The sequence below is a fragment of the Erwinia sp. GW821-FHT03D09 genome, assembly GCF_059420805.1.
Genome location: NZ_JBWKUK010000013.1, coordinates 88,888 through 112,239, shown reverse-complemented (window position 1 = coordinate 112,239; position 23,352 = coordinate 88,888). Strand labels below are relative to the sequence as shown.

Sequence of the window (23,352 nt, the reverse complement as noted above, 5' to 3'; positions counted from 1 at the left end):
ATATTTTGTACATTTTACTGTCACCAAACTGTCCTATTTTTCCTCCAGCAGCAAACATTAATCAGATAAACACAGCACTGGCCTGACTTTTAATCCCGTGGAGGGAACATGACACTGATGCACAAAACCCTGGCTCAATTCGTCGCGGTAACCCTGTCTCTGAGCGCAGTTTCTGCCATGGCAGCCACCAATCTGACTGGCGCTGGCGGTACTTTCCCGGCTCCGGTTTATAACAAGTGGGCTGCTGAGTACAACACAGCAACAGGTACTCAGGTTAACTATCAGGGGATCGGTTCCTCCGGCGGCGTTAAGCAGATCATTGCTAAAACCGTAGATTTCGGTGCGTCTGATGCGCCAATGAAAGACGAAGACCTTGAGAAAAATGGTCTGTTCCAGTTTCCGACAGTTATTGGCGGCGTGGTACTGGCGGTTAATATTCCTGGTATCAAATCTGGCCAGCTGATCCTTGACGGCAAAACCGTTGGCGACATCTACCTGGGCAACATCAAAAAGTGGAACGACGAGGCGATCACCAAGCTGAACCCGGGCGTGAAACTGCCAGATTCTGACATTAACGTGGTGCGCCGCGCGGACGGTTCCGGTACCTCTTTCGTGTTCACCAGCTACCTGTCTAAAGTGAACAGCGACTGGAACAGCAAAATCGGTAAAGGCAGCACCGTTAACTGGCCGGTGGGTCTGGGTGGTAAAGGCAACGACGGCGTAGCTGCATTCGTACAGCGTCTGCCGGGTTCAATCGGTTACGTAGAATACGCTTACGCTAAGCAAAACAACCTGGCGCACACCAAGCTGGTGGATGCGGATGGTAAAGCAATCGAGCCAGGCGAGAAGAGCTTTAGCGATGCCGCTAAAGGCGCAGACTGGAGTAAATCGTTCGCCCAGGATCTGACCTTCCAGAAAGGCGACAACGCGTGGCCAATCACCTCTGCCACCTTTATCCTGGTGCACAAAGAGCAGGCTAACGCTGATAAAGGCGCAGCCGTACTGAAGTTCTTCGACTGGGCTTACAAAAACGGCAGCAAAACCACCGCTGGCCTGGACTACGCTTCACTGCCTGAGTCAGTGGTAACGCAGATCCGCGCAGCATGGAAAGCGAACGTGAAAGACAGCTCAGGTAAAGCGCTGTACTAAGCTTCGGCTGACTATCCCTGGGGTCAGGTTCGCCTGACCCGATACTTATCCGCAGTATCAAAATCGAGAAGACTATGGCTGCAACTAAGCCGACATTCAAAGCCCCCGGCAAACAGGGTGACATTATTTTCGGTGCGCTGGTAAAACTGTCCGCGCTGATTGTTCTGCTCCTCCTCGGTGGCATTATTGTTTCCCTGATATTTTCCTCCTGGCCCAGCATCCATAAATTTGGTTTCTCCTTCCTGTGGACCAAAGAGTGGGATGCGCCTAACGAACAATTCGGTGCGCTGGTTCCGATTTACGGCACCATCGTCACCTCTGTTATTGCCCTGATTATTGCTGTTCCGGTGAGCTTTGGTATTGCACTGTTCCTGACCGAGCTGGCTCCAAACTGGCTGCGCCGCCCTCTTGGCGTGGCAATTGAACTCCTGGCGGCAATTCCAAGTATCGTTTACGGCATGTGGGGTCTGTTTATTTTCGCGCCCCTGTTTGCGAAATACTTCCAACAGCCGGTCGGCGATGTTCTGTCCAACATCCCGATTGTGGGTGCGCTATTCTCCGGCCCGGCATTCGGTATCGGTATCCTGGCGGCGGGTATCATCCTGGCGATCATGATTATTCCGTATATCGCCTCGGTGATGCGCGACGTCTTCGAGCAGACGCCGGTGATGATGAAAGAGTCCGCCTACGGCATCGGTTGCACCACCTGGGAAGTCATCTGGCGCATCGTCCTGCCGTTCACCAAAAACGGTGTAATCGGCGGCGTGATGCTGGGACTGGGACGTGCGCTCGGTGAAACGATGGCGGTAACCTTTATTATCGGTAACACCTATCAGCTCGACAGCGCCTCGCTGTTTATGCCGGGTAACAGTATTACCTCGGCACTGGCTAACGAATTCGCTGAAGCCGAATCCGGCGTACATACCGCTGCGCTGATGGAGCTGGGGCTGATTCTGTTTATGATTACTTTTATCGTGCTGGCCTGTTCCAAGATGATGATTACGCGTCTGGCGAAAAGTGAAGGAGCGCGCTCATGACCACGATGGAAATGCAGGCTCGCGCTGAACTGGAAGCATCACGCCGTAAAATGCAGTCCTGGCGTCGGACCAAGAACCGTATCGCCCTCACCCTGTCGCTGTTGACCATGGCTTTCGGCCTGTTCTGGCTGGTGTGGATCTTGTTCGCCACCGTGACTCGTGGTATCGACGGCATGTCCCTGTCGCTGTTTACCGAAAACACCCCACCGCCAAACACGGCGGGTGGCGGTCTGGCTAACGCCCTGGCGGGCAGCGGCCTGTTGATTTTCTGGTCAACCACGTTCGGAACACCGTTGGGCATTATGGCGGGGATCTATCTGGCCGAGTACGGACGCAAGTCCTGGCTGGCTGAAATTATCCGCTTTATTAACGATATCCTGCTCTCGGCGCCGTCGATTGTGGTGGGTCTGTTCGTCTACACCATCGTGGTGGCGCAGATGCAGCACTTCTCCGGCTGGGCTGGCGTTGTTGCGCTGGCGCTGTTGCAGATCCCTATCGTTATCCGTACGACGGAAAACATGCTCAAGCTGGTTCCTGACAGCCTGCGTGAAGCGTCCTACGCGCTGGGTACGCCAAAGTGGAAGATGATTTCGGCGATTACGCTTAAAGCGTCAATCTCCGGCATCCTGACCGGCGTGCTGCTGGCGATTGCCCGTATTGCCGGGGAAACCGCCCCGCTGCTGTTTACATCACTGTCGAACCAGTTCTGGAGTACCGACATGATGCAGCCGCTGGCGAACATGCCGGTCACCATCTTTAAGTTCGCCATGAGTCCGTTTGCCGAATGGCAGAGCCTGGCCTGGGCGGGTGTGCTGATTATTACGCTGTGTGTACTGTTACTGAACATCCTGGCACGCGTGATTTTCGCCAAGAGTAAACATTAATTAAGCAGCGCGGCTGCGGCGGCGCGGACTAAGTGAGAGCAAAATGATTAATACTTCCGCTAAGATGATTCAGGTTCGCGATTTGAACTTCTATTACGGAAAATTCCACGCGCTGAAAAACATTAATCTGGATATTGCCAAAAACCAGGTTACTGCGTTTATCGGTCCGTCCGGCTGTGGTAAATCCACCCTGCTGCGTACCTTTAACAAGATGTTTTCGCTCTACCCGGAGCAGCGTGCGGAAGGCGAAATCCTGCTGGATGGCGACAATATTCTGAATGCCAGCCAGGATATCGCCCTGCTGCGTGCGCGTGTGGGCATGGTCTTCCAGAAGCCAACGCCGTTCCCGATGTCAATTTATGACAACATCGCCTTCGGCGTACGCCTGTTCGAAAAACTGTCCCGTGCCGATATGGATGAACGCGTGCAGTGGGCGCTGACCAAAGCCGCGCTGTGGACGGAAACCAAAGACAAGCTGCATCAGAGCGGTTACAGTCTGTCCGGCGGCCAGCAGCAGCGCCTGTGTATCGCGCGCGGCATCGCGATTCGCCCGGAAGTGCTGCTGCTTGATGAGCCGTGTTCAGCGCTGGACCCGATCTCAACCGGCCGTGTTGAAGAACTGATTACCGAGCTGAAGCAGGATTACACCGTGGTGATCGTGACCCACAACATGCAGCAGGCCGCACGCTGCTCCGATCACACCGCGTTTATGTACCTGGGTGAACTGATTGAATTCAGCGATACCGATACGCTGTTTACCAAGCCAGCTCAGAAACAAACAGAAGATTACATTACCGGCCGCTATGGCTGAAAACAGGCAGTTACTCTTGCCAATTTGCGGCGGCGGGTTGCCCGCCCCCAAACTGACTGCGTTCTTAACGCCTGTTTTAAACAGGTCTGGAGTTTGAGATGGAAAGCTTAAATCTGAACAAACACATCTCCGGCCAGTTCAACGCCGAGCTGGAGCATATTCGTACCCAGGTGATGACCATGGGGGGAATGGTGGAGCAGCAGCTGACTGACGCCATTACCGCTATGCATAACCAGGATGGCGAGCTGGCCAACAAAGTGATTGAAGGCGATCACAAGGTCAACATGATGGAAGTGGCGATCGATGAAGCCTGCGTGCGCATCATCGCCAAACGTCAGCCGACCGCCAGCGATCTGCGCCTGGTCATGGCGATCATCAAAACCATCTCCGAGCTGGAACGCATCGGTGACGTGGCGGAGAAGATCAGCCGTACCGCGTTGGAGAAATTTACCCAGCAGCAACAGCCGCTGCTGGTGAGCCTGGAATCGCTGGGCCACCACACCATTGAGATGCTGCACGACGTGCTGGATGCGTTTGCGCGTATGGATCTGAATGCGGCAATTGAAATCTATCGCGAAGATAAGAAGGTTGACCAGGAATATGAAGGCATCGTGCGCCAGCTGATGACCTATATGATGGAAGACCCGCGCACCATCCCAAGCGTGCTGACCGCGCTGTTCTGCGCCCGCGCCATCGAGCGTATCGGTGACCGCTGCCAGAATATCTGCGAAATCATCTTCTACTTCGTGAAGGGTCAGGATTTCCGTCACGTCGGCGGCGATCAGCTGGATAAGCTGCTGGCCGGTGATGACAGCGACAGCAACCCAGCCTGATACTCAGCGGGGCCGATAATCGCGGCCCCGCTTTTATGATTTATCCCTCCGAGTTATCCGCAACGACAGCCCTTTTCCCCCACCCGCCGCCCTACTGATGCAACCAGATTTATTTCAGGTATATACTTGGCGCACAATTTGAACGATATGGCTTTGAAATAATGTCTTCTTCTCCTTCCGCTAAACGCGGCGTGACGCCGGGTAAAGCGATGGTTGCCGCGGTCAGCGGTTATGCAATGGATGGTTTTGACCTGCTGATCCTCGGCTTTATGCTGCCGGCGATCAGCGCCTCGCTGGTGCTTAACGCGTCTCAGGCGGGGTCTCTGGTGACCTGGACGCTGATCGGCGCGGTGATTGGTGGGATTGTCTTCGGCCACCTCAGTGACCGGCTGGGGCGTATTCGCGTACTGACCTTCACCATTCTGATGTTTTCGGTGTTTACCGGACTTTGCGCCGTGGCGCAGGGCTACTGGGATCTGCTGGCGTATCGCACGCTGGCCGGGATGGGATTAGGCGGTGAATTCGGCATCGGCATGGCGCTGATCGCCGAGGCCTGGCCCGCGAATAAACGCAACCGTGCCTCGGCGTGGGTGGGCATGGGCTGGCAACTCGGCGTGCTACTGGCGGCGTTTATCACCCCGTTCCTGCTGGACATTATCGGCTGGCGCGGTATGTTCCTCGTCGGCCTTCTCCCGGCGCTGGCCTCTTTTGCCATTCGTCGCGGTATGGGAGAACCGGAAGCCTTTACGAAACATGTCGATGTGAATCAGGGGTTGTCGTTCCCGGCGCGCATTCGGCTGCTGTTTGCCGACAGGGCGACGTCTAAGGCCAGTATCGGCATCTTTATCCTCTGTTCGGTGCAGAACTTCGGCTACTACGGGCTGATGATCTGGATGCCGAGCTACCTCTCCTCCAACTTTGGTTTCTCGCTGACCAAATCCGGTTTGTGGACCGCCGTGACCGTGGTGGGCATGACCTTTGGCATTTGGCTGTTTGGCCTGCTGGCGGATCGCTTCGCGCGCTGGAAGATTTTCCTGATTTATCAGATTGGTGCGGTGGTGATGGTGGTGGTTTATGCCCAGCTGCGCGATCCGACGGTGATGCTGTTTACCGGTGCACTGATGGGGATGTTCGTTAACGGCATGATTGGCGGCTACGGTGCGCTGATCTCTGACACCTATCCAGTGAAGGTGCGCGCCACCGCACAGAACGTCCTGTTTAACCTCGGTCGCGGCGTTGGCGGTTTTGGTCCGCTGGTAATTGGTCTGCTGGTGGGGCAGTGGTCCTTCACCGCAGCGATTACCCTGCTGGCGCTGATTTACCTGCTGGATATCATCGCCACCCTGTTCCTGCTGCCGAAAAAACAGGGCAGCGAGGATGTGCTGGGTGCGATTGGCTGATTAGCGCGTCAGCTGCCAGCCCTTTTCGCGCCACAGCGCCGGCAGCTGCGCCATACCGGTAAACACGGTGACCAGCGGATGGTCGATGGCGGGATTGTGCGCGTCCGCGCAGTAGTAAAATACCGGGATCCCGGCGGCGATCCCCGCTTTTGCCCCGGCTTCGGAGTCATCCACCAGGATGCAGTGCTCAATCGGGATGCCCATCTGCTGCGCGGCGTGGTGCATCAGCTCCGGCTCGGGCTTCCAGTGCTGGATATCGTAACCGCTGTAGAGGCGATCGCTGAAAAACGGCAGCAGCCCGGTCAGGCCCAGCGAGTGCTGCATTTTCGGTGCCGTACCGTTGGATACGACACACATTGGCACCTGAATGCTTTCTACCAGCGCTTTAGCGCCGGGGATCGCCTTCAGTTCCAGATCGAACAGTCTTGCTACTTCTACGCGGTAGGCCGGTTCAAGCACCTCAACCGGGGTGGTCAGGCCATGCTGTTCGCAGACATCGGCCACGATGTCATACAGTTTTACGCCTTTATACTTCTCGAACATCTCCTGCAGCGAAAGCGTAACGCCAAACTGCGCGAAGGTATTCACATAGCCCTGGGTACAGAGCACTTCGCTGTCTACCAGCGTTCCATCACAATCAAAAAATACACACTCCACTGACATCTGCGCGTCCTTCAGGCCGGTTAAGCTTTCTTTTCTACTTTACGCGACTGTAGCAGGATTGCGACTGCAAATGTCAATTACGGTTAATGGCGGTGATTCGACGGCGAAAACAGCGCAATCGGTTGCGAAAAAACCGGTTACCCCCCATCCAAAATGCGTCATTATGGGGTAGGATAGCCATCGACTTTTTTCTCCGTTCTGGAAACACATAATGACTAATCCCGGTTTGTTACAACGGATTTTTAAATTGCAGGAGCATGGCACCACGGCCCGTACTGAGGTGATTGCGGGCTTCACCACGTTTCTGACGATGGTGTACATCGTTTTTGTTAACCCGCAGATCCTCGGCGTGGCCGGTATGGATACGCAGGCGGTGTTTGTCACCACCTGCCTGATCGCCGCTGTTGGCAGCATCCTTATGGGGCTGGTGGCCAACCTTCCGGTTGCGCTGGCACCGGCAATGGGCCTGAATGCCTTCTTTGCCTTCGTGGTGGTGGGTGCGATGGGCATCTCGTGGCAGGTGGGCATGGGGGCAATCTTCTGGGGCGCAACCGGCCTGCTGCTGCTGACCATTTTCCGCGTGCGCTACTGGATGATTGCCAATATCCCGGTCAGCCTGCGCGTGGGGATCACCGCCGGTATCGGGCTGTTTATCGCGATGATGGGCCTGAAAAATGCCGGGATCATCGTGCCGAACGAAGCCACGCTGGTCAGCGTCGGTAACCTGACCTCGCACAGTGTGCTGCTGGGTGCGCTGGGCTTCTTTATCATCGCAATTCTGGCATCCCGCAATATTCACGCGGCGGTACTGGTTTCCATCGTGGTGACTACCGGGATTGGCCTGGCGATTGGTGATGTGAAATACACCGGCATTTTCTCTGCGCCGCCGCCGGTCACCTCGGTACTGGGCCAGGTAGATCTTGCCGGCTCACTGAACATTGGCATGGCCGGGATTATCTTCTCCTTTATGCTGGTTAACCTGTTTGACTCTTCCGGCACGCTGATTGGCGTCACCGATAAGGCCGGTCTGACCGATGAGAAAGGCACATTCCCACACATGAAGCAGGCGCTGTACGTTGACAGCATCAGCTCGGTGGCCGGTTCATTTATCGGTACTTCCTCCGTTACCGCCTACATCGAAAGCTCTTCCGGCGTGTCCGTCGGTGGGCGCACGGGACTGATGGCGGTGGTCACCGGAATTCTGTTCCTGCTGGTGATGTTCCTGTCTCCGTTAGCCGGTACGGTGCCTGCCTATGCGGCCGCCGGTGCCCTGATTTACGTTGGCGTACTGATGACTTCCAGCCTTGCACGCGTGAAATGGGACGATCTGACCGAAGCCGTTCCGGCGTTTGTGACCGCCGCGATGATGCCGTTCAGCTTCTCGATTACCGAAGGGATCGCGCTTGGCTTTATCTCTTACTGCGTGATGAAGCTGGGCACCGGCCGCTGGCGTGAAATCAGCCCGTGCGTGGTGGTGGTGGCGCTGCTGTTCGTGCTGAAGATTGTGTTTGTTGACGCACATTAAGTGCTCTGCAATAGCAGGGTGGCCTTGCGCCACCCTGCTATCAGGAATAGTAGTGCTGCTTCTCGGCGGGCAGGCTGGTTAAACGCAGCGCCCGTGGCCCCATATTCAACGAATAGACGTTAATACTCTGCAGTGAATTCCAGCCTTCAGAATCATCATATTCCCACAGATGTAGCCGATCGGTTCCCGGTGAGAGCGCGCACGACCACACCATCAGCGCTTCCACATCACAGATAGCCTGAATATCGGCCAGTGTGGAAGAACGCAGCCTTCCCGAAGCGGGATGCAGGCGCAGCGCATCAAAACCACCGTTACCCTCCCCGGTCATCTTCAGAATGCTTTGGCGAAGAGTCCAGATTTGAGTACAGGCTTCTGAAGGATCGTTCTGGGCGTTGATCCAGGCTTTTTCACCGGATGAAAAAGAGTGCAGGTACTGCTCTAGAGTCTGGCGGCTGTGCGCGCGAAAAATTTCCATATCCAGTCCGGCACGGCAACCCTCTTCCGCCAGCAGAACACCAACCACATTTCCGGCGTAGGAGATGCTGAAGTCAGGAAGATCGGGATCGGAAAAACAGGGGCGCCCGCCGTCAGCAAGGCGAATATTCGGAAGCTGGGAGATGCCGTAGACCCGTAGCATCAGTTCCGCCAGCAGCGTTCTGGCCGCGAGATAGCGGCGACGGCGCCTCTCCGCCAGGCTGGCTGAATGCTCTACCAGCTGCAACGGAAGTCGGTGAACCTGTGCTGTAGTCTGGACAAGTGTCCATCGTGCAAAATGACTTGCCATCTGTCACTCCATGAAAATGGTCGGGTAATCATCAACTCTATTGTAAGAATAATCCTACGAACTTTCACCCGTGATTCCCTTAACGGGGCGAAATTCGGGTTAATATTATTTCTTAAGTGGTTAAACATAGTAGATCAATACGTAATAGGAAAACAGCCAGTTAATCATCGCTTTTAATGCCATTTGTACAGCATAAACACCATAAATTAGCTAAATGTTGCTCATTCCCCGCTATATCCTTCCGCTGATGATGCAGTGCTGCTGCTGAGCCTGTTCTTCCGCTATACGCACACCGGCCTGGCATTTCGTGCAGTGGCGGATGACGCCTTTGCCGGGCTGGCGGTGGGCCTGAATATTGGCCGCCTGTGGGCGGTGGTCTGGCGGCTGGTTAACAGCTCGGCCGGGCGCAACTTTATCGCCGTGCGCGACAATCCACTGGCGGCGAGGGCTATCGGCGTACCGGTGCTGCGAACCCGGATGATCGCCTTCGGCTTCTCCTCTTTCATTATCGGTATTGCCGGCGTGCTGTGGTCATTTACCTATCTGCGTAATGTTGAACCGGCGGGTTTCAATCTGGACCGGTCATTCCAGCTGCTGTTCATCATCATTACGGTTCGCGGTGCGTTTGCAGTCGCAGTGGCTGACTATTCGCCGGGCGAAACCGGATTACGTGGTGCTGCGCGGCTTTGGCGTGATGAACCCGGTGGCGCTGAAAACCGCGCAGAAGGTCGGTTATCCGGCGGACCATATTATCGGCAACGTCTGGTCGAACTCCGAAGAGGACGCGATCCCGGCGGGGAACGCGGCGAAGGGTTACATCGCACTGACCACCCAGGCCTCCGGCTCGGTCTATCCGGTAGTGAAAGAGATTATTGATAAGGTGTACGGTGCCGGTAAAGGGAATCTGCAGGATCGTAAACGCATCGGCAGCGTCTATCATAATCTCCGTTAACGGCATTCTGAACGTTGAGGCTATCCGTATTACGCAGCAGAAGTTTGGCCACCGCACGCTGACCGGCGACGAAATTCGCTGGGGCTTCGAGCATTTGCAGCTTGATCCTGCCCGTGTGGAGGCGCTGGGTGCCAAAGGCCTGTTCCACTCGATTAACGTGACCTGCGAGGACCACGAAGGCCAGGGCCGTGTGACTTTCCAGCAGTGGGACGGCAGCCAGTGGAAAGTGATCAGCGACTGGATTTCACCGGACTGGGCACTGCTACGGCCGATCATTGAGAAATCCGCCAGCGCCTGGGCGAAGGAAAATAACATTACCCTGCGGAACTGCCAGGCTGAGAATTAATTGGTAACCTTATTGATGAAGTGAGCCGATTAATACGCAAAAACAGAACCCCATATCAGAAATTTGCATGGGGTTTTTTATTTTTACGGCGTGAGTATCCCGATGCCGAACCGACTTTCTTTAAATAGCCATATTGGTTTCTCGTCAGTGATGACCAGTTGATTAAAATCCGTCACGTATGGCATTTCTGTTTGAGTCTTATTACCAATTGCCACGCAATCTGTACCCGCGGAAAGTGCGGCATCAATACCAAGCCGAATCTTCAAAAACCAGTGTTTCTTCAGCACGGCAGTTGAATTTTTCGATCGCCGTAATGCAAGGCTCTGGATCGGGTTTTCTGCGGGAAACATCATGACGAGAGACGATATAACTGAACATATCAAGATGATGCTCTTCAAGCACGTGATTGATTTTAGCTGGCCAACTGCTGGTGACCAACCCGATGTTAACCGAATAGCCGGTCAGCTTCCTTAAGAAGCCCTCTACGGCAGGAATGAGTGTGCACTCAGCCTGCTGTTCAAATTGGTCTACCAGCCGATGAATTTTCTGATGTTGCTGAGGACCCTCTTCTGGAAATATTTTTGATAATGTATATTTCGCTGATGCGCCAATAATGAACTTGTCCACCATTTCATCACTAATAGAATATCCAAACTTACCAGCCGCATATCGCCATGCCCGAATGATGACATCGTTGGAATCGATAATCACGCCATCGAGATCGAATAAAATAGTAGAAATAATATTCCCATTTTTTTGGTTCATGTATCCTCCCTCATAGTTAGCGCATAGTTATCATTTATTATTACGTCTATGATTTTCTCTTTTAAAACAGCTATAGCTTGTCTTAGAGTGTTAATTATTGGCTCTTCATGCCGATTGAAGGATGTATTGACCAGGCAGGGTTGTCCTGATAATTCATACCATTTATTAATTAGTCGATACATGAAAGGATCTTTGCTCTCATTAATAATCTGTGGTCGGGCTGTATTATCAATGTGAACGACAGCTGGACATTTCTCATTCATTATTTTATTGCATTGGTATGTGATCGTCATGTACTCAGATGATATATCTTCTTTCTTCCAGTTTTTAAAACAAATCTTTGCCAGTTTTTCAGTTGTAACGGGTGCAAACGGCATAAAATCTGTTCGGCTAAGCTTAGCGTTAAGCCAAACGTTGATGTCTGGATTGTGTGCGTGGTAAATAATACTTCTGTGACAAAGTGCTCTTGCACCGAACTCCATTTTACCTCGCGTTAGTGCTATGATTTTCTCACTTTTAAGAAGTCCAGTAATATGATCAATCATATCTAATGGCCTGACGAAAACTAAATCTGGTGATGAATTTATGATTTCTTTGATTTCGTCTATATCCCTTTCGGGACCGAGGTTCATGGTGGGAAACTGACGGCGAGTTTTTCACTCTCTCCATGCTGTTGTAACGGCCGACGCTGGTAGCAATCCCTCATCAGTCAATATGCTTTGAGCCTGGCGAAAGGAACTCGAGGCAACCTGGCCGTCGGATTTGGTATCTCTGCTATCAGATTAGCACCCGGCTGGGTTGCGGCATTTCGCCAGCGCTGCCCGAATGTTTCCATCAGCCTGGAAAATATGCCCTCCCGGCTGCAAACGGCTGGATTACTGAATGGGCAGTTGCAGTTAGCGTTTACTCGCCTGCCGGTCGAGCCGCCGTTAACTGCGCAACTGGTTTTGCGTGAAACACTGGTGCTGGCCGTACCGCGAGGTACCTGTATCGCAAACCGATTGAAGGATGAAGGTTATGATGTGCTGGCGACATTGCCGCTGTTGATGCTGACGCCGGACAGAGGGCCGGGGCTGGACAGCCAGATTGCTCATTTGCTGAGGTTTCAGCAGATCACGCCCCATGTGGTACAACATGCCGGGGATATTCAGACGCTGATAGCGCTGGTTTCGGCAGGCGCGGGTGTCGCGATGGTACCTCATAGCGCAACGTGGTTTGCTGGTCCCGATATTGAGTTGATCTCGCTCTGCGGTCCCTACACGGAATGGGATATTGGACTGGCATGGAATCCTTCAATGGACGATCCAGTGCGCGATCTGTTTATCCAGATGATTGACGAATTGAGCCTACCCGTTCTTGCGCCTGGATTGCAGAACAAAAGCGGATAAAGATATTGCGTTAGAAGCCTTTTGTGGAAAAATATGTGCATTAACAGTCCGTTAATGCAAGTCAGTAAATGCTCACTTTTGGATGTAAATGACACGCTATAGCAGGTGAACTAAATCTTAACGGCTATAGCGTGTCATTTTTGTATTCTATTAATTACTTACCAATACAGAAACTAGAGAATATCCGCCCCAGCAGGTCATCGGAGCTGAATTCCCCGGTGATTTCACTCAGACTTTGCTGCGCCAGGCGCAGCTCTTCCGCGAGCAGTTCCCCCGCCCAGGCGCCAAGCAGCTGATGTTTGCCCTGCTGCAGATGCTCTGCCGCCAGTTCCAGTGCCTGCAGGTGTCGGCGACGGGCCAGGAATCCCCCTTCCATATTGCCCGAGAAGCCCATGCTGGCCTTCAGATGTTCGCGCAGCACGTCCACGCCTTCGCCGGTGCGGGCGGAAAGGCGAATAAGTGAGTGACCGTTTACTTCCATAATTCCCAGCGTCTCACCGGTCATATCGGCTTTATTACGCACCACGGTGATCGGCAGCGCCTCCGGCAGACGGGCAATAAAATCCGGCCAGATCTCCGCAGGCTCGGTTGCACCAGTAGTGGTGCCATCGACCATAAACAGCACGCGATCGGCCTGTTCGATCTCTTTCCATGCGCGTTCGATACCGATGCGTTCAACTTCGTCGCTGGCTTCGCGCAGGCCCGCAGTATCAATAATATGCAGCGGCATGCCGTCGATATGAATGTGCTCGCGCAGCACGTCACGTGTGGTGCCGGCAATATCGGTGACGATAGCGGCGTCGCGACCGGCCAGCGCATTAAGCAGGCTGGATTTACCGGCGTTGGGGCGCCCGGCAATGACCACCTTCATGCCTTCGCGCAGCAGGCTACCCTGGCGCGCTTCGGCACGTACGCCGTCGAGATCGGCAATCACCTTATGCAGCAGCGCTTCAATTTTACCGTCGGAGAGGAAGTCGATCTCCTCATCCGGGAAGTCGATGGCCGCTTCCACATAGATCCGCAGGTGAGTAAGTGCTTCCACAAGGTTGTTAACGCGGGTGGAGAAAACGCCCTGCAGCGAGTTAACGGCCGAGCGTGCCGCCTGCTCGGAGCTGGCGTCGATCAGGTCGGCAATCGCTTCTGCCTGGGCCAGATCCAGCTTGTCGTTGAGGAAGGCGCGCTCGGAGAACTCACCCGGATTGGCAATGCGCAGCCCGGGGAGTGCCACAATGCGCTTCAGCAGCAGATCCAGGATCACCGGGCCGCCGTGGCCCTGAAGCTCCAGCACATCTTCACCGGTAAAGGAGTTAGGGCCGGGGAACCACAGCGCGATACCCTGATCGAGGGTGCTGCCGTCGGCGTCACGGAACGGCAGATAGTCGGCGTAGCGTGGCTTAGGCAGCCTGCCCAGCAGCAGCTGTGCTACTTCCGCCGCTTTGCTGCCGGAAACGCGCAGAATACCTACGCCGCCGCGTCCTGGCGGGGTTGCCTGGGCAACAATCGTATCGCTATGGCTCATGGTTAACTCTCTTTTGATGCAAAAAAATAAGGCGGTCTGAGTGACCGCCTTAGTGTAAACAGTGTGTTTGTTATTGGCACGCGGCAACCGTAAAAAGGCTGCCCCGTGTTTTTACTCTTACGCTTTCTTCTTGTCGCGGCTGTGCAGGCCACGTTTTTCCAGGCCGCGATAAATCAGCTGCTGCTGGATAATGGTTACCAGGTTACTGACGATGTAGTACAGCACCAGACCTGAAGGGAACCACAGGAAGAACACGGTGAAGATGACCGGCATAAAGGTCATGATCTTCTGCTGCATCGGATCGGTCACGGTGGTCGGCGACATCTTCTGGATGAAGAACATCGTGATACCCATCAGGATCGGCAGGATGTAGTACGGGTCCTGCGCTGACAGATCGTGTATCCACAGTGCAAACGGTGCATGACGCAGTTCTACCGAGCCCATCAGCATGTAGTACAGGGCCAGGAAGATAGGCATCTGGATAACCAGAGGCAGACAGCCGCCCAGCGGGTTAACCTTCTCAGACTTATACAGCGCCATCATTTCCTGACTCATGCGCTGTTTGTCATCGCCTAAACGCTCACGCATCGCCTGAATCTTCGGCTGCAGCATGCGCATTTTCGCCATGGAGGTGTACTGCGCTTTAGTCAGCGGGTACATGATGCCACGAACGATAAAGGTGATAACGATAATCGAGAAGCCCCAGTTACCGATAAAGCTGTGCAGGAATTTCAGCAGCTTAAACAGTGGCTGAGAGATAAACCACAGCCAGCCGTAGTCTACGGTCAGATCCAGGTGTGGGGCAATCGCCGCCATTTTGTCCTGAATTTCCGGGCCAACCCACAGCGTGGCTTTCAGCTCCTGCTGGGAACCTGCCGCGATAGTCACCGGTGCAGATTTGAAGCCTACTGCCGCGATGCCGTTACCCAGGTTGCTGGTGTACAGCGTGTTGCTGCCAGCGGTCTGCGGTACCCAGGCCGTCGCGAAGTACTGCTGCAACATCGCCACCCAACCGTTGGTGGTGGTGGTGCTCAGGTTTTCGTTTTCGCTGATCTTATCGAATTTATACTTCTCGTAGTTGGTCTCACTGCTGGAGTAAGCCGCGCCACGGAAAGTATGCAGAGCAAAGTTGTTGCTGCCGGTATCACGATGCTTAGGCAGATCGATAGTCTGTTTCAGCTGACCGAACATCGACACTTCCAGCGGTTGCTGGCTGGCGTTGTTGATCTGATAGTCAACGCCAATGGCATATTCGCCGCGCTTCAGCACAAAGGTCTTGGTGTAGACCGCGCCGTTTTCAGCGGTAAAGGTCAGCGGGATACGCAGTTCGCTCTGACCATCGGCCAGCTCGAAGCTATCCTGGGAAGCCGTGTAAAGAGGACGACCGCCGTTGGCCGGGTTATCCGGGCCATTACGACCGGTCAGGCCGCTCTGTGCCTGGTACAGGAAGTCAGGCGTATTTTCCAGCAGCAGGAAAGGCTTATCGGAACCCAGTGAGTCCGGATAGGTCAGCAGCTGTGCCTGGTCAATATCACCACCGCGCGTATTAATGATTAAAGACAGGACATCGGTCTTAACGGTGATCGTTTTGCCCTGGCCGCTGGCAGGAACACCCTGATTAGCGACATCACCCGCTGCTGTCGTGGTCTGCGTGGTCTGAGTTTGCAATGGCTGAGGATTATTATCCGTCTGCCAGGCTTGCCAGATCATAAAAGACACGAACAGAAAAGCGATGAGAAAGAGATTGCGTTGCGAATCCATCGTTAATGTTCTCTGGTATCAATGGTTGTTTGGCGGTACCGGATCGTCGCCACCTGGGTTCAAAGGGTGGCATTTTAATATGCGTTTCATCGTCAACCAACTCCCTTTTATCACTCCAAACCTGCGCAATGCCTCAATTCCGTACTGCGAGCAGGTAGGATGAAATCGGCAGTGAGGTCCTAATAGCGGGCTGATTACGCGCTGATAGACGCGAATCAGCGCGATTAGGAACCGCGAGCCAGGCGACAATGGCGGCGCCATAATTTCTCCAACGCTTCCGTCAACGCCTTATTATCCAGGTCAGCGACCCCTTTCTTCGCCACAATCACAAAATCCATTGCGGGAAGTTCATGCTGGCGCAGGCGAAAGCTTTCACGGGTCAATCGCTTGATCCGATTACGCTCGTGCGCACGCTTAACATGTTTTTTTGCGACGGTCAGACCGATGCGGGGATGCCCCAGCGTGTTCAGGCGGCCGAGAATGGTGATTTGCGGCGTGCCAGCCCGTTGTGGCTGCTGGAAGACGAAAGTGAAATGAGTGGGAGTTAACAAACGTAACTCCCTGGGAAATGCGAGCTTAACCACTCAGCGGTTAGCTTTTATTACTTAGAAACGGTCAGACGAGAACGGCCTTTAGCACGACGACGTGCCAGAACCTGACGACCATTTTTATTTGCCATACGAGCACGGAAACCGTGTGAACGGTTACGCTTCAGTACGGACGGTTGAAAAGTGCGTTTCATGGCGATTTCTACCTAAACTTGAATAATTTCACTTAGTGACGCGTTAACTGGCCCGATAAACCGACCGACGCCTCAGTGTATCTTTAAATTAAAGAGGCGGGATTGTAATAATTGTACAGTCCAGAGTCAATTTACTTCGCGTGAAAACTGCGCCCTGATTGCCCGTTTTGACCCGCAAAAACAGCCATAAGGGCCACGGCGCAGCACGCCAGGGCAAGAATTATACGGCCTCTGCTAAAAAGCGCAAGGATCGTGCAGGATCATCTCGCGATCCCGTTACATTGTTTTTGCGGCAATAACGTGATGGCACCATTAAATTTCACTGAATGCAGACGATCCTGAATGTCTTTTGCGCAAGGTGGCGTAAACTAATCTGCGTTGTATGCGCCTGTGGATAAATTGGATCAAAACTGTGTAGAAAGTGAAGATCTCTGCGACGGTTTACGCTATGATCCGCCGTTCCGCTAACGATCCTCCGGGTCGTCTTGCTAACCGCATGCTTCCAGGATGCCGGGCAAGAGTGGAGTAACCGTAGATAACGGTTCGCATGCGTCTCATCGGCATGCGTCAACAATGATGAAATTATCGCTTCAGCGCCCTTATTATTTCTTATCGAATTTTTTTCGAGTGGAGTCCGCCGTGTCACTTACGCTTTGGCAACAGTGTCTTGCCCGTTTGCAGGATGAGCTACCTTCCACAGAATTCAGCATGTGGATACGCCCCTTGCAGGCCGAACTGAATGACAACACGCTGGCATTATACGCACCAAATCGGTTTGTACTCGACTGGGTTCGGGATAAATACCTGAATAATATCAATGCACTGCTAAATGACTTCTGTGGGCCGAACGTTCCGCTGTTGCGTTTTGAAGTGGGTAGCAAACCGGTGATACAGCCCGTTAGCCAGCCGGTGATGGCTAGCGCGCACGCCAGTGCGCCGGGTTTCGGCAGCCGTGCGGCTCCGGTTCGCCCAAGCTGGGACAGCGTACCTGCTCCGGCGGAACTGTCATACCGCTCGAACGTCAATACCAAGCACAACTTTGATAATTTCGTTGAGGGTAAATCAAACCAGCTGGCACGCGCGGCGGCGCGTCAGGTGGCCGATAATCCCGGCGGCGCATACAACCCGTTGTTTCTGTACGGCGGTACGGGCTTAGGTAAAACGCACCTACTGCATGCGGTCGGCAACGGCATTATGGCGCGCAAGCCCAACGCCAAAGTGGTGTATATGCACTCAGAGCGTTTCGTACAGGACATGGTTAAAGCCTTACAAAACAACGCTATCGAAGAGTTTAAACGCTACTATCGTTCGGTCGATGCGCTGCTGATCGATGATATCCAGTTCTTTGCCAACAAAGAGCGTTCTCAGGAAGAGTTCTTCCATACCTTTAATGCGCTACTGGAAGGCAATCAGCAGATCATTTTGACCTCGGATCGCTATCCGAAAGAGATCAACGGGGTAGAAGATCGTCTGAAATCCCGTTTTGGCTGGGGCCTGACGGTGGCGATCGAGCCGCCTGAGCTGGAAACCCGCGTCGCGATTCTGATGAAAAAAGCGGATGAGAATGACATCCGTCTGCCGGGTGAAGTGGCATTCTTTATTGCCAAGCGCCTGCGTTCTAACGTCCGCGAGCTGGAAGGGGCACTGAACCGCGTTATCGCCAATGCTAACTTTACCGGGCGTGCCATCACTATTGATTTCGTTCGTGAAGCGCTGCGCGATCTGCTGGCACTGCAGGAAAAGTTGGTCACTATCGACAACATTCAAAAGACGGTTGCCGAATACTACAAAATTAAAGTGGCCGATCTGCTGTCTAAACGGCGATCCCGCTCCGTAGCTCGTCCGCGCCAGATGGCGATGGCGATGGCGAAAGAGCTGACCAACCACAGTCTGCCGGAAATCGGCGACGCTTTCGGGGGTCGTGACCATACCACCGTGCTACATGCCTGCCGTAAAATTGAGCAGCTGCGTGAAGAGAGTCACGACATTAAAGAAGATTTCTCAAATCTAATCAGAACATTATCTTCCTGACTATGAAATTTATTGTAGAACGTGAGCGTTTGCTTAAACCATTACAGCAGGTCAGCAGCCCGTTAGGCGGCCGCCCTACTCTGCCAATCCTCGGTAACCTGCTGCTGCAGGTCGATGAAGGCACTCTGCGGCTGACCGGTACCGATCTTGAGATGGAAATGGTCGCGCGTGTGGCCCTGACTCAGGATCATCAGCCAGGCGCCACCACGGTTCCGGCACGTAAATTCTTTGATATCTGCCGTGGCCTGCCCGAAGGTGCGGAGATCACCGTGATTCTGGACGGTGACAGAATGCTGGTGCGCTCCGGTCGCAGCCGCTTCTCACTTTCCACTCTGCCCGCCAGTGACTTCCCGAACCTGGACGATTGGCAGATCGATGTGGAATTCACCCTGCCGCAGGCGACCATGAAGCGCCTGATCGAAGCCACGCAGTTCTCGATGGCGCATCAGGACGTCCGCTACTACCTGAACGGTATGCTGTTTGAAACCGAAGGCGAAGAGCTGCGCACCGTGGCCACCGACGGACACCGTCTGGCGGTCTGTTCAATGCCGGTGGGGCAGTCTCTGCCCAACCATTCGGTGATCGTGCCGCGTAAAGGGGTGATTGAACTGGTTCGTCTGCTCGACGGTGGCGATACGCCGCTGCAGGTACAAATTGGCAGTAACAATATCCGCGCACACGTTGGTGACTTCATCTTCACCTCGAAGCTGGTTGACGGCCGTTTCCCTGACTATCGCCGCGTACTGCCGAAAAATCCGGACAAAACCCTGGATGCCAGCTGCGATCTGCTGAAGCAGGCGTTTTCCCGTGCGGCGATTCTTTCTAACGAGAAGTTCCGCGGCGTGCGTCTGTATATCAGTGAAAACCAGCTGAAAATCACCGCCAATAACCCGGAACAGGAAGAAGCAGAAGAGATTCTGGACGTGAGCTACGGCGGCACCGATCTCGAAATCGGCTTCAACGTCAGCTACGTGCTGGACGTTCTGAACGCGCTGAAATGCGAGAACGTGCGTCTGCTGCTGACGGATTCGGTTTCCAGCGTGCAGATTGAAGATGCAGCAAGCCAGAGCGCGGCCTACGTTGTTATGCCAATGCGGTTATAATTCCGGGCTAACCTGCACGTTGCCCGTTAATGCACTGGCCTGACGTACAGAAAGGACAGGGTGCTGTTATATCGCCGGTATTGGGATTTCGTCTGCTATGGCTTTAACCCGCCTTCTTATTAAAGATTTTCGTAATATCGAAAATGCGGATCTGACGCTGGCCCCGGGGTTTAACTTCCTTGTGGGCCCCAACGGCAGCGGCAAAACCAGCGTGCTGGAAGCGATCTATACCCTTGGCCACGGGCGTGCGTTTCGCAGCCTGCAGGCCGGGCGGGTGATCCGCCACGATCAGGACGCCTTTGTGCTACATGGCCGCATTGGCGGCGCTGAACGCGAGATCTCGGTTGGCCTGACCAAAAATCGTGCCGGGGACAGTAAAGTCCGCATTGACGGCAGCGATGGCCATAAAGTGGCCGAGCTGGCGCAGATGCTGCCGATGCAGCTGATTACGCCGGAGGGGTTTACCCTGCTGAACGGCGGGCCGAAATTTCGCCGCGCCTACATAGACTGGGGCTGCTTCCACAACGAGCCGGGCTTTTTTAACGCCTGGAACAATCTGCGCAGGCTGTTAAAGCAGCGCAACGCCGCGCTGCGTCAGGTAACGCGCTACCAGCAGATTCAGGCATGGGATCGTGAACTGGCCCCGCTTGCCGAGCAGATAAGCGCATGGCGTGCGGCCTACAGCGAAGCGATTGCCGCCGATATCAATACGACCTGCGCGCAGTTTTTACCCGAGTTCGAACTGAGTTTCTCTTTCCAGCGCGGCTGGGATAAAGAGAGTGACTATGCGGAACTGCTCGAACGTCAGTTCGAGCGCGATCGCGCGCTGACCTATACCGCCACCGGCCCTCACAAAGCGGATTTCCGCATTCGTGCCGAAGGGACGCCGGTGGAAGATTTACTCTCACGCGGCCAACTTAAGCTGCTGATGTGCGCCCTGAGGCTGGCGCAGGGTGAGTTTCTCACCCGACAGAGCGGGCGTCGTTGCCTGTATCTGATAGATGATTTTGCCTCTGAACTGGATGAGACGCGTCGTCAGCTGCTGGCGTCGCGTTTGAAAGCCACTCAGGCCCAGGTTTTCGTTAGTGCCATTGGTACTGAACATGTGTTCGATATGGCTGACGAAAAGGGCAAGATGTTCCACGTGGAACAAGGTAAAATAGCGGTTCAACCTGAAGATTAAATGAGCGAGAAACGTTGATGTCGAATTCTTATGACTCCTCAAGTATTAAAGTTCTTAAAGGACTTGATGCTGTACGCAAGCGCCCTGGTATGTATATCGGCGATACGGATGACGGTACCGGTCTGCATCACATGGTCTTCGAGGTCGTGGATAACGCCATTGACGAAGCACTTGCCGGTTACTGCTCTGATATTGTTGTTACCATTCATGCCGATAACTCTGTTTCTGTGCAGGATGATGGCCGTGGTATCCCGACCGGTATTCACCCGGAGGAAGGGGTTTCCGCTGCCGAAGTGATCATGACCGTGCTGCACGCAGGCGGTAAATTTGATGACAACTCTTATAAAGTTTCCGGCGGTCTTCACGGCGTGGGTGTCTCAGTGGTTAACGCCCTGTCTGAAAAGTTGGAACTGACCATCCGTCGCGACGGGCAGGTTCACCAGCAGATCTACGTGCACGGCGTGCCGCAGGCCCCGCTGAGCGTCACTGGAGAAACCGAACTCACCGGTACCCGCGTGCGCTTCTGGCCAAGCCACCAGACCTTTACCAACGTTACCGATTTCGAATATGAGATCCTGGCAAAACGCCTGCGTGAGCTTTCCTTCCTGAACTCCGGCGTTTCTATCAAGCTGGAAGACAAGCGCGACGATAAGAAAGATCACTACCACTACGAAGGCGGTATTAAGGCGTTTGTGGAGTATCTGAACAAGAATAAAACCCCTATTCACCCAAACGTGTTCTATTTCTCTACCGAAAAAGACGGCATTGGTGTGGAAGTGGCGCTGCAGTGGAACGACGGCTTCCAGGAGAATATTTACTGCTTCACTAACAACATTCCTCAGCGCGACGGCGGTACGCACCTGGCCGGCTTCCGTGCGGCGATGACCCGTACGCTGAATGCCTACATGGATAAAGAAGGCTACAGCAAGAAAGCCAAAGTCAGCGCCACCGGTGACGATGCGCGTGAAGGCCTGATTGCGGTCGTGTCGGTGAAAGTGCCGGACCCTAAATTCTCCTCACAGACCAAAGACAAACTGGTCTCTTCTGAGGTGAAATCGGCGGTTGAACAGCAGATGAACGAACTGCTGAGCGAGTACCTGCTGGAAAATCCGGGCGACGCGAAAATCGTGGTCGGTAAAATTATTGATGCTGCGCGTGCGCGTGAAGCCGCACGCCGTGCCCGTGAGATGACCCGTCGTAAGGGCGCGCTGGACCTGGCTGGCCTGCCGGGCAAGCTGGCCGACTGTCAGGAGCGCGACCCGGCGCTGTCTGAAATCTACCTGGTGGAGGGTGATTCTGCAGGCGGTTCCGCCAAGCAGGGTCGTAACCGTAAAAACCAGGCGATTCTGCCACTGAAAGGTAAAATCCTGAACGTTGAGAAAGCGCGTTTCGACAAGATGCTCTCTTCGCAGGAAGTAGCGACGCTGATCACCGCGCTGGGCTGCGGCATTGGCCGCGACGAATACAACCCGGATAAGCTGCGCTATCACAGCATCATCATCATGACCGATGCCGACGTCGATGGTTCGCATATCCGTACTCTGCTGCTGACCTTCTTCTATCGTCAGATGCCGGAAATCATCGAGCGTGGCCACGTGTATATCGCCCAGCCGCCGCTGTATAAGGTGAAGAAAGGCAAGCAGGAACAGTACATCAAAGACGACGAAGCGATGGATCAGTACCAGATCGCTATCGCGCTGGATGGCGCCACGCTGCACACCAACGCCAATGCCCCGGCGCTGGGCGGCGAGCCGCTGGAGTCGCTGGTGGCGGAGTTCAACGGCACGCGTAAGATGATCAAACGTATGGAGCGCCGCTATCCGGTCGCGCTGCTTAACGGGCTGATCTATAACCCGACGCTGAGCGATCTGTCGGCACAGCCTGCGGTGCAAAGCTGGCTCGACGGTCTGGTCAACTGGCTGAACGAGAAAGAGCAGCACGGCAGCAGCTACCTCGGTGAAGTGCGCGAAAACCGCGAACTGCATATCTTCGAGCCGGTGCTCCGCGTGCGTACGCACGGCGTGGATACCGATTATCCGCTGGATACCGAGTTTATGCTCGGCGGCGAATACCGCAAAATCTGTACGCTGGGTGAAAAACTGCGCGGCCTGATTGAAGAAGATGCGTTTATCGAACGTGGCGAGCGCCGTCAGCCGGTAGCCAGCTTCGAGCAGGCGATGGACTGGCTGGTGAAAGAGTCACGCCGTGGCCTGTCCGTCCAGCGCTACAAAGGTCTGGGTGAGATGAACCCGGAACAGCTGTGGGAAACTACCATGGACCCGGACAGCCGCCGCATGCTGCGCGTGACGGTGAAAGATGCGATTGCGGCCGATCAGCTGTTCACTACCCTGATGGGTGATGCGGTTGAGCCACGTCGTGCCTTTATCGAAGAAAACGCCCTGCGGGCGGCAAACATCGATATCTAATCTCGGGTGCAGGGGCGGCTTGTTTTCAGGCCGCCCCTGAATAACCTTTC

Annotated in this window: 22 protein-coding genes and 1 pseudogene; 14 read left to right on the top strand and 9 right to left on the bottom strand. The window is 54.3% G+C overall.

Going from position 1 to position 23,352, the window contains the following annotated elements:
- The first annotated feature begins 108 nt into the window (after window positions 1-108).
- From pstS to AC07U6_RS14595, 6 genes are all read left to right on the top strand, one after another.
- The gene (gene pstS, locus AC07U6_RS14620; protein WP_494764384.1) at window positions 109-1,149 is read left to right on the top strand and encodes a phosphate ABC transporter substrate-binding protein PstS; all 1,041 of its coding nucleotides are present in this window, start codon (window positions 109-111) and stop codon (window positions 1,147-1,149) included.
- Window positions 1,150-1,223: 74 nt separating this feature from the next.
- Window positions 1,224-2,186: a phosphate ABC transporter permease PstC gene (pstC, locus tag AC07U6_RS14615; protein WP_494764385.1), complete on the top strand. Its 963-nt coding sequence runs from the start codon at window positions 1,224-1,226 to the stop codon at window positions 2,184-2,186.
- Window positions 2,183-3,070, top strand: coding sequence for a phosphate ABC transporter permease PstA (gene pstA / locus AC07U6_RS14610; RefSeq protein ID WP_494764386.1), 888 nt, complete (start codon window positions 2,183-2,185; stop codon window positions 3,068-3,070). The genes pstC and pstA overlap by 4 nt, the downstream gene beginning before the upstream one ends.
- A 43-nt stretch (window positions 3,071-3,113) precedes the next feature.
- Entirely contained in the window at window positions 3,114-3,881 is a 768-nt protein-coding gene (pstB, locus tag AC07U6_RS14605; RefSeq protein WP_105595299.1) for a phosphate ABC transporter ATP-binding protein PstB, read from the top strand.
- A 98-nt stretch (window positions 3,882-3,979) separates the two neighbouring features.
- Window positions 3,980-4,714 (top strand): phosphate signaling complex protein PhoU, encoded by a 735-nt coding sequence (phoU, locus tag AC07U6_RS14600; protein WP_494764387.1) that lies wholly within the window; start codon window positions 3,980-3,982, stop codon window positions 4,712-4,714.
- A gap of 161 nt (window positions 4,715-4,875) precedes the next feature.
- Window positions 4,876-6,114 carry an MFS transporter gene (locus AC07U6_RS14595; RefSeq protein WP_494764388.1) on the top strand — a complete coding sequence of 413 codons (1,239 nt, stop codon included), beginning with the start codon at window positions 4,876-4,878 and terminating at the stop codon, window positions 6,112-6,114.
- Here the strand turns inward: AC07U6_RS14595 and yieH are convergent, their stop codons facing one another.
- On the bottom strand, window positions 6,115-6,777 hold the full coding sequence (gene yieH, locus AC07U6_RS14590; protein ID WP_494764389.1) for a 6-phosphogluconate phosphatase: 663 nt from the start codon (window positions 6,775-6,777) through the stop codon (window positions 6,115-6,117). It lies immediately after the preceding gene.
- A gap of 211 nt (window positions 6,778-6,988) precedes the next feature.
- On the opposite strand from yieH, the gene AC07U6_RS14585 reads away from it, so the two are divergent.
- Entirely contained in the window at window positions 6,989-8,302 is a 1,314-nt protein-coding gene (locus tag AC07U6_RS14585) for an NCS2 family permease (RefSeq protein ID WP_494764390.1), read from the top strand.
- Between the two features lie 40 nt (window positions 8,303-8,342).
- Here AC07U6_RS14585 and AC07U6_RS14580 read toward each other — a convergent pair whose 3' ends face one another.
- A complete protein-coding gene (locus tag AC07U6_RS14580) occupies window positions 8,343-9,086 on the bottom strand; it encodes a 4'-phosphopantetheinyl transferase family protein (protein WP_494764391.1) in 744 nt (247 codons plus the stop codon).
- Window positions 9,087-9,341: 255 nt separating this feature from the next.
- Here AC07U6_RS14580 and AC07U6_RS14575 point away from each other — a divergent pair, with 255 nt between their 5' ends.
- On the top strand, window positions 9,342-9,962 hold the full coding sequence (locus tag AC07U6_RS14575; protein ID WP_494764392.1) for a branched-chain amino acid ABC transporter permease: 621 nt from the start codon (window positions 9,342-9,344) through the stop codon (window positions 9,960-9,962).
- A gap of 11 nt (window positions 9,963-9,973) precedes the next feature.
- On the top strand, window positions 9,974-10,384 hold the full coding sequence (locus tag AC07U6_RS14570; protein WP_494764393.1) for a hypothetical protein: 411 nt from the start codon (window positions 9,974-9,976) through the stop codon (window positions 10,382-10,384).
- A 243-nt stretch (window positions 10,385-10,627) separates the two neighbouring features.
- Here the strand turns inward: AC07U6_RS14570 and AC07U6_RS14565 are convergent, their stop codons facing one another.
- Both AC07U6_RS14565 and AC07U6_RS14560 read right to left on the bottom strand, forming a co-directional pair.
- Window positions 10,628-11,149 carry an HAD family hydrolase gene (locus AC07U6_RS14565; protein ID WP_494764394.1) on the bottom strand — a complete coding sequence of 174 codons (522 nt, stop codon included), beginning with the start codon at window positions 11,147-11,149 and terminating at the stop codon, window positions 10,628-10,630.
- Window positions 11,146-11,694, bottom strand: a complete 549-nt coding sequence (locus AC07U6_RS14560; protein WP_494764395.1) for a carbamoyltransferase C-terminal domain-containing protein — start codon at window positions 11,692-11,694, stop codon at window positions 11,146-11,148. Before AC07U6_RS14560 ends, AC07U6_RS14565 begins: the two co-directional genes overlap by 4 nt.
- A 174-nt stretch (window positions 11,695-11,868) precedes the next feature.
- Here AC07U6_RS14560 and AC07U6_RS14555 point away from each other — a divergent pair, with 174 nt between their 5' ends.
- Window positions 11,869-12,537, top strand: a complete 669-nt coding sequence (locus AC07U6_RS14555; RefSeq protein ID WP_494764396.1) for a LysR family substrate-binding domain-containing protein — start codon at window positions 11,869-11,871, stop codon at window positions 12,535-12,537.
- A gap of 154 nt (window positions 12,538-12,691) precedes the next feature.
- On the opposite strand, the gene mnmE is transcribed toward AC07U6_RS14555, so the two are convergent.
- The 5 genes and pseudogenes from mnmE to rpmH form a co-directional block, all read right to left on the bottom strand.
- Window positions 12,692-14,056, bottom strand: coding sequence for a tRNA uridine-5-carboxymethylaminomethyl(34) synthesis GTPase MnmE (gene mnmE / locus AC07U6_RS14550; protein WP_494764397.1), 1,365 nt, complete (start codon window positions 14,054-14,056; stop codon window positions 12,692-12,694).
- Window positions 14,057-14,173: 117 nt separating this feature from the next.
- Window positions 14,174-15,817: a membrane protein insertase YidC gene (gene yidC / locus AC07U6_RS14545; RefSeq protein ID WP_494764398.1), complete on the bottom strand. Its 1,644-nt coding sequence runs from the start codon at window positions 15,815-15,817 to the stop codon at window positions 14,174-14,176.
- Window positions 15,818-15,819: 2 nt separating this feature from the next.
- Window positions 15,820-16,078 (bottom strand): annotated as a pseudogene (yidD, locus tag AC07U6_RS14540) (membrane protein insertion efficiency factor YidD).
- Window positions 16,042-16,401, bottom strand: a complete 360-nt coding sequence (rnpA, locus tag AC07U6_RS14535; protein WP_105595320.1) for a ribonuclease P protein component — start codon at window positions 16,399-16,401, stop codon at window positions 16,042-16,044. Before rnpA ends, yidD begins: the two are co-directional and overlap by 37 nt.
- A 17-nt stretch (window positions 16,402-16,418) precedes the next feature.
- Entirely contained in the window at window positions 16,419-16,559 is a 141-nt protein-coding gene (rpmH, locus tag AC07U6_RS14530) for a 50S ribosomal protein L34 (protein ID WP_003023858.1), read from the bottom strand.
- 639 nt (window positions 16,560-17,198) lie between these two features.
- Here rpmH and dnaA point away from each other — a divergent pair.
- The 4 genes from dnaA to gyrB all read left to right on the top strand — a co-directional run bounded on the left by dnaA (window position 17,199) and on the right by gyrB (window position 23,302).
- The gene (gene dnaA, locus AC07U6_RS14525; protein ID WP_494764812.1) at window positions 17,199-18,590 is read left to right on the top strand and encodes a chromosomal replication initiator protein DnaA; all 1,392 of its coding nucleotides are present in this window, start codon (window positions 17,199-17,201) and stop codon (window positions 18,588-18,590) included.
- Between the two features lie 2 nt (window positions 18,591-18,592).
- Window positions 18,593-19,693 (top strand): DNA polymerase III subunit beta, encoded by a 1,101-nt coding sequence (gene dnaN, locus AC07U6_RS14520; protein WP_494761049.1) that lies wholly within the window; start codon window positions 18,593-18,595, stop codon window positions 19,691-19,693.
- A 97-nt stretch (window positions 19,694-19,790) separates the two neighbouring features.
- Window positions 19,791-20,876, top strand: coding sequence for a DNA replication/repair protein RecF (gene recF, locus AC07U6_RS14515; protein ID WP_494761050.1), 1,086 nt, complete (start codon window positions 19,791-19,793; stop codon window positions 20,874-20,876).
- Between the two features lie 17 nt (window positions 20,877-20,893).
- The gene (gene gyrB / locus AC07U6_RS14510) at window positions 20,894-23,302 is read left to right on the top strand and encodes a DNA topoisomerase (ATP-hydrolyzing) subunit B (protein ID WP_494761051.1); all 2,409 of its coding nucleotides are present in this window, start codon (window positions 20,894-20,896) and stop codon (window positions 23,300-23,302) included.
- Window positions 23,303-23,352: the final 50 nt, after the last annotated feature.

Coding starts and splice junctions, on each gene's coding strand:
- pstS (WP_494764384.1), top strand. CDS start 109: ATGACACTGATGCACAAAACCCTGGCTCAATTCGTCGCGGTAACCCTG.
- pstC (WP_494764385.1), top strand. CDS start 1,224: ATGGCTGCAACTAAGCCGACATTCAAAGCCCCCGGCAAACAGGGTGAC.
- pstA (WP_494764386.1), top strand. CDS start 2,183: ATGACCACGATGGAAATGCAGGCTCGCGCTGAACTGGAAGCATCACGC.
- pstB (WP_105595299.1), top strand. CDS start 3,114: ATGATTAATACTTCCGCTAAGATGATTCAGGTTCGCGATTTGAACTTC.
- phoU (WP_494764387.1), top strand. CDS start 3,980: ATGGAAAGCTTAAATCTGAACAAACACATCTCCGGCCAGTTCAACGCC.
- AC07U6_RS14595 (WP_494764388.1), top strand. CDS start 4,876: ATGTCTTCTTCTCCTTCCGCTAAACGCGGCGTGACGCCGGGTAAAGCG.
- yieH (WP_494764389.1), bottom strand. CDS start 6,777: ATGTCAGTGGAGTGTGTATTTTTTGATTGTGATGGAACGCTGGTAGAC.
- AC07U6_RS14585 (WP_494764390.1), top strand. CDS start 6,989: ATGACTAATCCCGGTTTGTTACAACGGATTTTTAAATTGCAGGAGCAT.
- AC07U6_RS14580 (WP_494764391.1), bottom strand. CDS start 9,086: ATGGCAAGTCATTTTGCACGATGGACACTTGTCCAGACTACAGCACAG.
- AC07U6_RS14565 (WP_494764394.1), bottom strand. CDS start 11,149: ATGAACCAAAAAAATGGGAATATTATTTCTACTATTTTATTCGATCTC.
- AC07U6_RS14560 (WP_494764395.1), bottom strand. CDS start 11,694: ATGATTGATCATATTACTGGACTTCTTAAAAGTGAGAAAATCATAGCA.
- mnmE (WP_494764397.1), bottom strand. CDS start 14,056: ATGAGCCATAGCGATACGATTGTTGCCCAGGCAACCCCGCCAGGACGC.
- yidC (WP_494764398.1), bottom strand. CDS start 15,817: ATGGATTCGCAACGCAATCTCTTTCTCATCGCTTTTCTGTTCGTGTCT.
- rpmH (WP_003023858.1), bottom strand. CDS start 16,559: ATGAAACGCACTTTTCAACCGTCCGTACTGAAGCGTAACCGTTCACAC.
- dnaN (WP_494761049.1), top strand. CDS start 18,593: ATGAAATTTATTGTAGAACGTGAGCGTTTGCTTAAACCATTACAGCAG.
- recF (WP_494761050.1), top strand. CDS start 19,791: ATGGCTTTAACCCGCCTTCTTATTAAAGATTTTCGTAATATCGAAAAT.
- gyrB (WP_494761051.1), top strand. CDS start 20,894: ATGTCGAATTCTTATGACTCCTCAAGTATTAAAGTTCTTAAAGGACTT.